This is a genomic window from Alcaligenes sp. SMD-FA (assembly GCF_025960365.1).
GTDB classification, from domain to species: Bacteria; Pseudomonadota; Gammaproteobacteria; order Burkholderiales; family Burkholderiaceae_B; genus Alcaligenes; species Alcaligenes aquatilis.
Genome location: NZ_CP110108.1, coordinates 2,225,763 through 2,237,928, shown reverse-complemented (window position 1 = coordinate 2,237,928; position 12,166 = coordinate 2,225,763). Strand labels below are relative to the sequence as shown.

General features: G+C 56.0%; 9 protein-coding genes. All 9 read left to right on the top strand.

Annotated elements, in window-relative coordinates:
• Positions 1-196 precede the first annotated feature (196 nt).
• Positions 197-1,339 carry an acetyl-CoA C-acyltransferase gene (locus OKX01_RS10320; protein ID WP_094196864.1) on the top strand — a complete coding sequence of 381 codons (1,143 nt, stop codon included), beginning with the start codon at positions 197-199 and terminating at the stop codon, positions 1,337-1,339.
• A gap of 212 nt (positions 1,340-1,551) precedes the next feature.
• On the top strand, positions 1,552-2,313 hold the full coding sequence (locus tag OKX01_RS10315) for a spermidine synthase (RefSeq protein ID WP_094196863.1): 762 nt from the start codon (positions 1,552-1,554) through the stop codon (positions 2,311-2,313).
• Between the two features lie 97 nt (positions 2,314-2,410).
• Entirely contained in the window at positions 2,411-3,379 is a 969-nt protein-coding gene (locus OKX01_RS10310; RefSeq protein WP_094196862.1) for an ABC transporter substrate-binding protein, read from the top strand.
• 79 nt (positions 3,380-3,458) lie between these two features.
• On the top strand, positions 3,459-4,355 hold the full coding sequence (locus tag OKX01_RS10305) for an ABC transporter permease (protein ID WP_094196861.1): 897 nt from the start codon (positions 3,459-3,461) through the stop codon (positions 4,353-4,355).
• Complete coding sequence (locus OKX01_RS10300) at positions 4,355-5,149, top strand: ABC transporter ATP-binding protein (protein ID WP_108727547.1); 795 nt, start codon at positions 4,355-4,357, stop codon at positions 5,147-5,149. Before OKX01_RS10305 ends, OKX01_RS10300 begins: the two co-directional genes overlap by 1 nt.
• A gap of 307 nt (positions 5,150-5,456) precedes the next feature.
• Complete coding sequence (locus OKX01_RS10295) at positions 5,457-6,698, top strand: efflux RND transporter periplasmic adaptor subunit (protein WP_094196859.1); 1,242 nt, start codon at positions 5,457-5,459, stop codon at positions 6,696-6,698.
• Positions 6,699-6,703: 5 nt separating this feature from the next.
• On the top strand, positions 6,704-9,898 hold the full coding sequence (locus tag OKX01_RS10290) for an efflux RND transporter permease subunit (RefSeq protein WP_108727546.1): 3,195 nt from the start codon (positions 6,704-6,706) through the stop codon (positions 9,896-9,898).
• Entirely contained in the window at positions 9,898-11,361 is a 1,464-nt protein-coding gene (locus OKX01_RS10285; protein ID WP_108727545.1) for an efflux transporter outer membrane subunit, read from the top strand. Before OKX01_RS10290 ends, OKX01_RS10285 begins: the two co-directional genes overlap by 1 nt.
• Before the next feature lie 55 nt (positions 11,362-11,416).
• Positions 11,417-12,154 (top strand): pyridoxine 5'-phosphate synthase, encoded by a 738-nt coding sequence (gene pdxJ / locus OKX01_RS10280; protein WP_094196856.1) that lies wholly within the window; start codon positions 11,417-11,419, stop codon positions 12,152-12,154.
• Positions 12,155-12,166: the final 12 nt, after the last annotated feature.

The following is a 12,166-nucleotide window of genomic DNA, read 5'->3' as shown; positions in this document are numbered from 1 at the left end:
GTGGTACTAAACCACTTGCCGGCTTTTTTTGCGGCACATAACAGTAAATCTTACAAAACGCCGACCTGATTATTTGTTTTGTAGTGGCCCCTAAGCATCCGGCCAATTGCATCGAATTGTTTTACAAATTATACGTGGCTTGTGTGGCTGAACACGGAGCCACTTTTTTCTCTCGTCAGAATAAAAGGAGGTTCGTATGCAAGAAGTCGTCCTGGTTCAGGCGTGTCGAACCGCGTTTGGTAACTTTGGTGGTTCGTTACGGAGTGTGCCCCCCGTTGAGATGGGCGCTGCTGTTATGCAGGAAGTGTTGGGCAGAAGCGGCGTATCTGCCTCGGAGGTGGAGCAGGTGGTGATGGGGCAGGTGGTGCTGACCGAGCCCCAGGATATCTATTTGGCTCGGGCGGCCTCCATGAGGGTGGGGGTCGCTCATGAGGCTGTTGCGATGAGCGTGAATCGTTTATGTGCATCAGGTTTGCAGGCCATTATTTCGGCAGCGCAAGCGATCGTATTGGGTGAGGCCCAGGTGGCTTTGGCTGGCGGTGTTGAAAGCACCAGTCGAATACCGTATATGGCGACCTCCCAGCGTTGGGGGAGCCGCATGGGTAATGTGGCCTTGGTGGATGTTTTGTCGGAAATTTTTATCAGCCCTTTGACTCGGGAGCATGTGGGGGTGACGGGGGAGAATGTCGCCAGAAAGTACGGTGTGTCTCGTTGTGAACAGGATCAGTTGGCCCTGGAGTCGCATCGTCGAGCGGCGCGTGCCATTGAAAGCGGATACTTTAAAGAGCAGATCGTTCCGATGGTGGCCCATGAGGGGACCGTCTTCGAGCAAGATGAGCATGTCCGGCATGATGGGAGCCTGGAGCAGCTTGCCGCCTTGAAGCCTATTTTCCAGAGCGACGGGGGAACGGTGACGGCTGGCAACATTCTGGGTTTAGCGGACGCGGCGGCGGTGGTGCTGATGATGGAAGAGGGGCAGGCGTGTCGTCAAGGCTTGAAACCCATGGGCAAGCTGCGCTCATGGGCGCATGCGGGCGTGGATCCACAACTTGCGGGAATGGGGCCGGTGCCATCGACTCGCTTGGCGCTTAAGCGAGCGGGGCTGACAGTGGCCGATATTGATGTGATCGAGTCCAATGAGGCGTTTGCGGCACAGGTGTGCGCCGTTGCCAAAGAATTGGATTTTGATCCGGAACGTGTCAATCCGAATGGCGGCAGCATTAGTATGGGCCATCCTTTGGGGGCGACAGGGGCGGCACTCGTGGTCAAGGCTTTGCATGAGTTGCAGCGTATCCAGGGGCGGTATGCGCTGGTAACCATGTGTCATGGCGGCAGCTAAGGAGTGGCCCTAATTATCGAGCGCCAGTGAGCCGTTGCTCATCAAGTGATCGCTGTTATGATGGCGCCTTGCTAAAAAACGCCGGAAGGGGCGCAATGTCACCTTCCGGCGTTGTTTTCTCTGTCTGCAGGGTATGTCCAGGTTCAGATTGCTGAGGGAAAGTTGCTTCTGCCTGAACCGGGGTGCCTGACTGATTTGCAAGGAAGAGTTTCATGGCTGGTGAGCAGGGGGACGATAGTCCTACGTTGTCGGAAAGCGAGGGGATCCGTTATCTGCACTTTGGAACGGAGTGGATTCAAGGTGCAATGCGCATTCGCAAGCCCGCTGAATTGGTCTTGGCCTATACACAACAAATGATGGCCTGGCTGTTGTTTACGCCAGACCCCAAGCCCGAACACAAGCTGGCCATTCTGGGCCTGGGGGCGGGATCCTTGTTGCGCTTCTGTCTGAAGCAGACCGACAGCCAGGTGCAGACCGTGGAATGGAACCCGTCTGTAATTGGGATGTGTCATGCCTTTTTCCGTTTGCCACGTAGCCCACGCTCCCTGATTGATCAGGCTGATGCCGGGGTCTGGGTGCAAGACAGTGATCAGCACGGCCAATATCGCGCCTTGATGGTGGATTTATACGACGCCCATGCCGAAGGCCCGGTGCGCGACAGTTTGGAGTTTTACCAGGATTGCCGTGCCATTCTGGATGACGAGGGCATTATGACCGTCAATCTTTTTGGTGCGCATCCCAGCTTCAAACACAATATTGACAATATTCGTGAAGCCTTCAATGGCAAAGTCTTATTGTTGCCCGAGATGGACGAGGGCAACCAAGTGGTTCTGGCCTTCAAGGGCAGCACACTGGAGATGACGGCCGGAGAGTTGCTCAATCGGGCCGAGCATGTGCAGGCCGATTATGGCTTGCCGGCCACGCGTTGGGCCAGGGAACTGTTGTCGTTTCGTCGACAGATGCTAGACCAGTAAAGTGTTGGGGCAGGGATTACCTCAAGGGGCAAAGTCCTGCTGTTCGCGTTAGACTTAACACCTAAAATTTTCGTTTTTGCATCTAAGGAGTAATTGGATGAAGCTGATCAGATCGGTGCATCAGGTGGCGGCCGCGTTGGCTTGTGTGGGATTGATGTCGGGCGCTGCAGTTCATGCGCAATCTGTATCGGTATCGTCGATTGTGGAACATCCGGCCTTGGACGCCATTAAGGATGGGGTACACAAAGCACTGACTGATGCCGGTTACAACGAAGCCTCGGGCTTCAAATGGCAGTTTCAGACCGCGCAGGGCAACCCTGCCATTGCTGCTCAAATTGCTCGCAAGTTCGTGGGCGACAAGGCTGACGTGATTGTGGCGATTTCCACGCCTTCGGCTCAGGCTGTCGTATCAGCAACCAAGACCATTCCTGTGGTGTACTCGGCGGTGACCGATCCCGTGGTGGCGCATCTGGTTCCCAGCATGGAGCCGTCCGGCACCAACGTGACGGGTGTGTCCGACGCTCTGGCATTGGAAGCCCAGGTGGATCTGATCAAGAAAATCGTTCCCGATGCCAAGCGTGTGGGTATGGTGTACAACCCCGGTGAAGCCAACTCGGCCGTGGTCGTCAAGGAAATGAAAGAGCTGTTGCCCAAGCATGGCATGACGCTGGTAGAAGCCACGGCTCCTCGTACCGTGGACGTGGGTGCGGCTGCCCGTAGTCTGGTGGGCAAGGTCGATGTGATCTACACCAATACTGATAACAACGTGGTGTCGGCATACGAATCCTTGGTCAAAGTCGGTAACGATGCCAAAGTACCCCTGATTGCCTCTGACACCGACAGTGTGGCCCGTGGCGCGATTGCGGCGTTGGGCGTGAACTACTACAACCTGGGCTTGCAAACCGGTCAACAAGTCATCCGTATTCTGAAGGGTGAAAAACCCGGCGATATGGCTTCCGAGACCAGCAGCAATCTGGAGCTGTATGTCAATCCGGGCGCTGCCAAGCGCCAAGGCGTTTCGCTTAACGAGGACTTCGTGAAGTCCGCTACAAAAATCGTCGAATAAGCCTGAGCTGACTGCTTCTTGCAGGTGGGTTGCCACAAGCTGCCCGCCTGTTTCTTTTGTATCCTAGACGTCCAACAATATGTCTATTTATTCAATGTGGGGGGCCCTGGAGATTGGTCTGATTTTCGGACTGGTTGCTCTGGGTGTTCTGATTTCTTTTCGCATCTTGCGATTTCCTGACCTGACGGTCGATGGTAGTTTTCCTTTGGGTGGGGCGGTTGCCGCCATCCTGATCAGTCAGGGCAATGATCCTTTTCTGGCGACCGTGGTGGCAACGTTTGCCGGCGCCATTGCCGGAACCATTACCGGCTGGTTGAATGTCCGCCTGAAAATCATGGATCTGCTGGCCAGTATCCTGATGATGATCGCCTTGTATTCCATTAACCTGCGCATCATGGGTCGTCCCAATGTTCCTTTGATCATGGAACCGACGGTCTTTACGATCCTGCAGCCCGAAGCCATCGCTGACTATATTGCCCGTCCTTTGCTGTTGATTGGTTTGGTGATCATCGCCAAGCTGGCGCTGGATTGGTTCTTCGGTACACAAACGGGTCTGGCCATGCGTGCCACTGGTGCCAATGCCCGTATGGCTCGTGCGCAAGGCGTGGCAACCGGCAATATGCTTTTGCTGGGGATGGCGATTTCCAATGCGCTGGTCGCTTTGGCCGGTGCCTTGTTTGCTCAGTCGCAGGGTGGGGCGGATATTTCCATGGGTATTGGGACTATCGTGATTGGTCTGGCCGCCGTGATTGTGGGTGAAAGCATTTTGCCTGCCCGTAAACTGTTCTACGCCACCTTGGCCGTGGTGCTGGGCGCGATTCTGTACCGCTTCTTTATTGCTTTGGCCCTGAATGCCGATGTGATCGGCTTGAAAGCGCAGGACTTGAATCTGGTCACCGCCTTGTTGGTAACCGTGGCGCTGGTGATTCCATTGCTCAAGAAAAAGCGTGCTCGTAAACAGAAGGGGGCTCAGTAATGTTAGAAGCAAAAAACCTGTGCCTGACCTTTAACCCAGGCACGCCTATTGAAACCCGCGCCTTGCGCGGCTTGTCCCTGACCATTCCTGAAGGGCAGTTTGTGACCGTGATCGGCTCGAACGGCGCAGGCAAGTCTACTTTTCTGAATGCGATCTCGGGCGACCAGTCTGTCGATGATGGTCAAATCATGATCGACAACGTGGACGTGACTCGTCGCCCGGTCTGGGAACGTGCCAACTGGGTTGCCCGTGTGTTTCAGGATCCGATGGCTGGTACCTGTGAGGACCTGACCATTGAAGAAAATATGGCACTGGCGACGTGTCGTGGCAGTCGCCGCGGGTTGAGCCGTGCTGTGCGTCACTCCATGCGTGCTGAGTTTGCAGAGCGCCTGGAAACCTTGGGCCTGGGTCTGGAAAACCGTCTGACAGACCGTATCGGTTTGCTGTCTGGTGGTCAACGTCAGGCGGTCAGCTTGTTGATGGCCGCGTTGCGTCCTTCCAAGATATTGTTGCTGGATGAACATACTGCCGCCTTGGATCCACGTACGGCAGACTTCGTGTTGCAACTGACCAACCGTATTGTGCGCGAAGGTGGCCTGACCACCATGATGGTCACGCACAGTATGCGTCAGGCTCTGGATGTGGGCGACCGCACGGTGATGTTGCATCAAGGCAAGGTGGTGCTGGATGTCAGCGGTGAGCAGCGCCAAGGCCTGGATGTGCGTGATTTGCTGGAGATGTTTGAGAAGGTGCGGGGTGAAACACTAGCCGATGATAGTTTATTGCTAGGCTAGAAAGCACTATTCCGAATCTGGAAAACCGCGTCAACTCTAGAGGGTAAACGCGGTTTTTTTATATTAAAAAATCCCTAGGCATATGATAATACGTGTTCTTTTGGCGTAGGCGGACGACGGGGCAAGTGTAAGGGGGGAGCTGGCTAATCGTAGTCGCCAAACGATTGCAAGATCGGAATGCGTCTCATCGCAAATTTTCCTGTTTGATTTGGGCTTTTTCGACATATACTTGCTGCTTGTCCAAACCATACAATCCAGTCAGTTTAAGCGTTAAACTCCCATGCAACGCTTAGCTCAGGAGTTCTTCATGTCATTTCAAAGCTTGTTGGGTCGGCAGACTTTCCGTATTGCTGCCTTCTCTTCCTTGGTTCTTCTGGCCGCTTGCGGCAACAAAGAGCCTCAAGCTCCGGCCGGCGGGATGAAGGTCCCGGTCAGTGTGATTACCGTCCAACCGACCTCTACCGAGTTGTTCTCCGAGCTGCCTGGACGAGTCGAAGCCATCAAAGATGCACAAATTCGCGCCCGTGTGTCGGGAATCGTGGAAGAAATCAACTTTGAACAGGGCGCTGATGTCAAACAAGACCAGCTCTTGTTTACCATTGATCCTGCTCCTTACCGAGCTGTTCGCAATCAGGCCGCCGCCCAGTTGAAAAATGCGCAGGCGGAAGCGCAAAGTGCCAAGCAATTGGCCCAGCGCTATGAGCGTTTGATCAAGGAAAATGCGGTTTCGCGTCAGGATTACGATAATGCCAAGGCCCGTGCGATGCAGGCGGATGCGGCGATTGCTGCTGCGCAAGCCACGTTAGAGAGCGCCAATATTGATTTGGGCTACACCAAGATTGTGTCGCCGGTGTCAGGTCGTATTGGCAAATCCTTCGTAACCGAAGGTGCGCTGGTCTCGGCCGCCAACGCCACGCACATGGCAACCGTACAGCAACTGGATCGTGTCTATATTGATGTGACCCGTTCGACGGCAGAGCTGACTCAACTGCGTCGCGCCATGGCCGATGGCACCTTGAAGTCAGCGGGTGAGGCCCAGGCCAAAGCCAAGGCTGTGCTGGAAGATGGCTCTTTGTACGATCAGGACGGTGTGCTGCTGTTTAGCGGTGTCAGCGTGGATCCTTCTACTTCGCAAGTGACCTTGCGTGCCGTGTTCCCGAACCCTGACGAGATCCTCTTGCCCGGTATGTACGTGCGCGTTCGTCTGGAACAAGGCGTGATTCCCGATGCCTTGTTGGTGCCCGCCCAGGCGGTTCAGTACACCTCGGATGGGGCCTCTAATATTTACGTGGTTCGTGAAGAGAAAGCCCAGTCCGTACCGGTTGTATTGGGACCTGAAAGCGATGGTCAGTATGTCGTGGAGAATGGCCTGCAAGCTGGAGACCAGATCATTGTCGAAGGCTTCCAGAAGATTCGACCCGGTGCACCTGTCCAGACGATGCCTTGGAAGCAGGGCAACAAATCCGCCGCTGCGCCTGCTCCTGATGCGGCCCCCGCACAGGAACCGGCCGCTGCGGCTGAGCCAAACGAAGCCAAGTCTAGCGAGTAAGCGACATGCCTCAGTTTTTTATTGAAAGGCCCATTTTTGCATGGGTCGTTGCCTTGGCGATCACGCTATTTGGCTTATTGGCCTTGCCCAATATGCCCGTAGCGCAGTATCCCGATGTGGCACCCCCTTCGGTCACCATCCGGGCGACCTACCCCGGTGCAACGGCGGAAGACGTTGCCAGCACGGTAGCCAGTGTGATCGAAGATCAACTGAACGGTGCCAAGGGTCTGCTGTACTACGAGTCCGTCAGTGATTCCTACGGTTCGACCGAAATCACCGCCACGTTCCGTCCTGGTACCAATCCTGACATGGCTCAGGTGGACGTCCAGAACCGGGTCAGCAACATTACCGCGTCCTTGCCGACAGCGGTGATGGAGCAGGGCCTGCACGTTGAGCAGTCCAGTACAGGCTTTCTGCAAGTGGTGACCTTGTCCTCCACGGATGGCAGCCTGGACCAGACGGCTCTGGCCGATTACATCGAACGTAATATTAAGAACACGATTTCCCGTGTCCCTGGTGTGGCTCGCTTCCAGTTGTTTGCGTCCGGTCGTGCCATGCGTGTGTGGCTGGATCCTGCCAAGCTGGTCGGTTACCAGATGAGCCCGGCAGACGTGACCAACGCCATTCGTCAGCAAAACATGCTGGTGTCTGCCGGTATTCTGGGTGGCCCACCGAATCAGGACAGTCAACGCGTGGCTGCGCCGATTACGGTTAACGGTCAGTTGGCAACCGTGGAAGAGTTTGAAAACATCATTCTGCGCTCGCAGGCCGATGGTTCGACCGTGCGTATCAAGGACGTGGCTCGAGTGGAAGTGGGGGCGGACAACTACCAGTTTGGTGCCCGTCTGAACAGCAAGCCGACAGCGGCCTTTGCAATCTCCTTATTGCCTGAAGCGAACGCGCTGGATACCGCGGCGGCGATTAAAGTCGAAATGGAGAAGTTGGCCGAGTTCTTCCCGGAAAACATTCGCTACGACATTCCTTACGACACCTCACCTTACGTGGACAAATCCATCACCCAGGTGGTTTACACCTTGCTGGAAGCCATGGTGCTGGTGTTCATCGTGATGTACGTGTTCCTGCAAAACGTGCGCTATACCCTGATCCCTGCACTGGTGGTGCCGGTGGCGATTCTCGGGGCCTTCGCGGTGATGCAGGTGCTGGGCATGTCCGTGAACGTGCTGACCATGTTCGCGATGGTGCTGGCCATTGGTATTTTGGTGGACGACGCGATCGTGGTGGTGGAGAACGTCGAACGTATCATGGTGGAAGACGGGCTCTCGCCTAAAGAGGCCACCAAGAAAGCCATGCCGCAAATTAGTGGCGCGATTGTGGGTATTACGCTGGTGCTGTCGGCCGTGTTCTTGCCGCTGGCATTCATGGCCGGTTCGGTGGGGGTGATTTACCGTCAGTTCTCGGTGGCCATGGCCGTGTCGATTGCCTTCTCGGGCTTTCTGGCACTGACCTTTACGCCTGCTCTGTGCGCGACCTTGTTGAAACCGATCCCCAAGGGGCATCACGAAACCAAGCGTGGCTTCTTTGGCTGGTTCAACCGTGTCTTTACGCGTACCACCAACGGTTACGAAAGCTTTATTGGCAAGACCCTGCGTCGTGGCGGTCGGATGATGTTCATCTATCTGATCATGGTGCTGGTGCTGGGCTTTTTGTACATGCGCATGCCAACCGCGTTCTTGCCCGAGGAAGATCAGGGTTACGTGATTGCCAATATCGAGCTGCCTGCCGGTTCGACTGCCAACCGTACGATTGAAACCATTACCAAGGTCGAGGATTACTTCAAAGAGCAGCCTCAGGTTGAAAACATCATCGCCGTTCAAGGTTTCAGCTTTAACGGTAGTGGTTTGAACTCGGCGATTGCCTTTGTGCCCTTGAAGGACTTCAACGAACGTAAAGGCGAGGAAAACTCGGCTCAAGCCATCTCCGGCAAAGCCATGGGGCAGTTGCTGTTCGGTTTGCCCGACTCCATGGTGATCGCGATTGTGCCACCCGCTATTTCTGCTCTGGGTAACTCCTCGGGTATCGATATGCGTCTGGAAGACCGTGGTGGCATGGGTCACGATGCCTTGATGGCTGCGGCCGATCAGTTGTTGGGTCTGGCCAAGCAAAGCCCTGTGTTTGATCCACAGAGCGTGCGTATCACAGGCTTGGGGCCTGGCAAGCAGATTCGTCTGGAAATTGACCGTGACAAGGCTGCTGCCTTGGGAGTGAACTTTAGCGAAGCGTCTGCCTTGATCAGTGGCGCTTTGGGTTCGTCCTTCGTGGGTAAATTTACCAACCAGGGCCGTGTGCAAAGTGTCTGGGTGCAAGCTGATGCGCCGTACCGCATGACCATTGAGGACGTGCTCAAGCTGAACGCTCGCAATAAGGAAGGCAAGATGGTTCCGCTGTCTGCCTTTGTGAACCAGACGACCGAACAAGGTCCGGTACAGATCGTGCGTTACAACAGCTACGAGTCTGTTCGTATCAGTGGCGGTCCCGCTCCAGGTTACACCTCGGGTGAAGCCATGATCGAGATGGAAAACCTGATGAAGCAATTGCCCAGCGGCTTTGGTGTGGACTGGACTGGCCTGTCCTACCAGGAGCGTCAGGCGGCGGGTCAGTCGGGTATCCTGATGGGCTTGGCTGTTTTGGTGGTGTTCATGCTGCTGGCTGCCTTGTATGAAAGCTGGGCGATCCCGCTGTCCGTGATGCTGGCCGTGCCACTGGGTATGCTCGGTTCGGTCTTGCTGGTGTCCGGTCTGGGTATGCCTAACGACGTGTACTTCCAGGTGGGTATCGTGACGGTGATCGGTCTGTCGGCCAAGAACGCAATTCTGATTGTGGAGTTTGCCAAGGATGCTTACGCCCGTGGCGCCACCTTGATCGATGCCACTTTGGAAGCCGCCCGTCTGCGTTTCCGTCCTATCTTGATGACCTCCTTCGCCTTTGTGCTGGGTGTGGTGCCTCTGGCTACCTCTACCGGTGCGGGTGCGGCCAGTCAGAACGCCGTGGGTCTGGGCGTGCTGGGCGGTATGTTGGCCGCTACGCCTTTGGCGGTCTTGATGGTGCCGACTTTCTTTGTCGTGATCCTCAAGCTCTTTAAAACCAAACCCCGTTTGTTTGGCGAAGCCGCCAAATTGCACGAGGAAGAACTGGCCAAGCAAGCTGCACAACCGGCCGGTTCGCAAGGAGGACAGCACTGATGTCTAGTATGTTTTTACGTAGTCCCTTGGTGCTGGCCGTGGCGTTTGCCTTGTCGGCTTGCTCCTTGGCACCGAAGTACGAGCGTCCTGATTCCCCTGTGCCTGCACAATTTCCTCTGGCCCAGCAGGGCCAGGCGGATGTGGCACAGGTCGCTGATCTGGGGTGGCGCGAATTCTTTACCGATGCGCGCCTGCATGCCCTGATCGAACAGGCTCTGGAAAACAACCGTGACTTGCGTATTGCCACCCAGCGTATTGAGGAAGCGCGTGCGCAGTATGGTGTGGCACGCAGTGATCAGTTGCCCAGCATTGGTGTACAGGCGGCCCAGCAGGCCACTCATACACCGGCTGAGTTGCGTCCTGCTGGCCCAAGCTCGGCGCCCGTGTCTCGTACGTATCAGGCCGGCGTCGGTATTACTGCTTTCGAGCTGGACTTCTTTGGCCGGGTGCGTGATTTGGCCCGTGCTGCTCGTGAACAGTACTTTGCCACTGAGCAGGCTCAGCGCACCGCCCATATTGCTTTGGTGGCGGGCACTGCTGAAGCCTACTTTAAGGTACGTGCAGCAGAAGAATTGCATGCTCTGATGAGCAACACCCTGCGTAGCCGTCAAGAGACATTGCGCCTGGTGCAATCCTCTTATGATGCCGGTACCGTGTCTGCGCTGGACCTGAATCAGGCCAAGGTGCAATACAACACCGTGCGTTCTGATATGCAGGCTGTTGAACGTGATCGCCAGCGGGCGCTCAATGCCTTGCAGGTCTTGTTGGGACGTGAAATTCCCCAGGATCTGCCTGCTGGCTTGCCGTTTACCCGTGCGCAGCTGATGCCTAGCTTGCCGGTAGGCCTGTCCGCAGAATTGCTGGAACGTCGTCCCGACATTCTGGCCGCCGAGCACGTTTTGCGTGGCTCCAACTACAGCATCGGTGCGGCACGCGCTGCTTTTTTCCCGCGTCTGAGCTTGACCGGCCTGTTGGGCTTCATGAGTCCCGAGCTGGGTGGCTTGTTCAGTTCGGGTAACCGTTACTGGCAGTTCCAGCCGCAAGTCACCATGCCGCTGTTGTCGGGCAGCACTTGGGCCAATCTGGATTTGGCCGAGGCTCGTCGTGATATTGCGATCAGCCAGTACGAAAAAACCATTCAGGTAGCTTTCCGTGAAGTGGCTGATGCTCTGGCGGGCGAAGCCACTTATGGTCAGCAGATCGATGCCTTGCAAGAGGTCGATCAGGCGGCCAGCGAAAGCTTGCGTTTGGCCAAGCTGCGTTACGAAGTGGGTATAGACAGCTTCCTGCAGGTACAAACGGCGGAAGTCAGCCTGTACGGTACGCGTCAGGCTTATATCCAAACTGGCTTGGCATCCTTGATGAACCGGGTCGAGTTGTACAAGGCCTTGGGGGGCGGCTGGACAGCCGAAACCATCCAGCCTGAAACAAAGACTCAGGCCGCTGGGACAGCACCGGAATAAACAGGCGATAATACGTCTAGTCATTCATCCCTGAAACTACGGAGGTCCTTGGGGAATGTTAGAACTGGGCGTCAATATCGATCATGTGGCGACGCTGCGCCAGCAGCGTCTGACCACATACCCTGATCCAATTCAGGCCGCTTTGCGAGCAGAGGAAGCCGGAGCGGACCTGATCACCTTACATCTACGTGAAGACCGGCGTCATATTCAGGATGCCGATGTCGAGGCGCTGCGCCCCGTACTGCGTACCCGGATGAATCTGGAATGCGCCATCACCACCGAAATGCTGGACATTGCGTGCCGTATCAAACCGGACGATGTCTGCCTGGTTCCCGAACACCGTGCCGAACTGACAACCGAAGGTGGTTTGGATGTGGTCGGTCATCTGGACCAGGTCAGGGCCGCAGTGCAGCAATTGCAAGCTGCCGGCATTCGTGTTTCGCTGTTCATTGATGCCGACCCGGCGCAAATTCGCGCTGCCAGTGACGTCGGCGCTACCGTGATTGAACTGCACACTGGCGCTTATGCGGATGCTCAAACACCCGAACAGGCAGCCAGCGAACTGGAACGTATCCGTGCCGGCATTGCTCAAGGTGTGTCCCAAGGTCTGCGTGTGAACGCGGGTCACGGTCTGCATTACGGTAATGTACAAGCGATTGCCGCCTTGCCCGGACTGACGGAGCTCAATATTGGTCATGCCATTGTTGCCCAGGCTGTCTTTGACGGCTGGGAAAAAGCCGTGCGTGACATGAAGGCCCTGCTGGTGCAAGCGCTCGCCCCTGCTCAAGCCTGACTGAGCCCTGCC

Bases quoted from the DNA above. Each gene is read 5' to 3' on its own strand.
- OKX01_RS10320 (WP_094196864.1), top strand. From the start codon at position 197: ATGCAAGAAGTCGTCCTGGTTCAGGCGTGTCGAACCGCGTTTGGTAAC.
- OKX01_RS10315 (WP_094196863.1), top strand. From the start codon at position 1,552: ATGGCTGGTGAGCAGGGGGACGATAGTCCTACGTTGTCGGAAAGCGAG.
- OKX01_RS10310 (WP_094196862.1), top strand. From the start codon at position 2,411: ATGAAGCTGATCAGATCGGTGCATCAGGTGGCGGCCGCGTTGGCTTGT.
- OKX01_RS10305 (WP_094196861.1), top strand. From the start codon at position 3,459: ATGTCTATTTATTCAATGTGGGGGGCCCTGGAGATTGGTCTGATTTTC.
- OKX01_RS10300 (WP_108727547.1), top strand. From the start codon at position 4,355: ATGTTAGAAGCAAAAAACCTGTGCCTGACCTTTAACCCAGGCACGCCT.
- OKX01_RS10295 (WP_094196859.1), top strand. From the start codon at position 5,457: ATGTCATTTCAAAGCTTGTTGGGTCGGCAGACTTTCCGTATTGCTGCC.
- OKX01_RS10290 (WP_108727546.1), top strand. From the start codon at position 6,704: ATGCCTCAGTTTTTTATTGAAAGGCCCATTTTTGCATGGGTCGTTGCC.
- OKX01_RS10285 (WP_108727545.1), top strand. From the start codon at position 9,898: ATGTCTAGTATGTTTTTACGTAGTCCCTTGGTGCTGGCCGTGGCGTTT.
- pdxJ (WP_094196856.1), top strand. From the start codon at position 11,417: ATGTTAGAACTGGGCGTCAATATCGATCATGTGGCGACGCTGCGCCAG.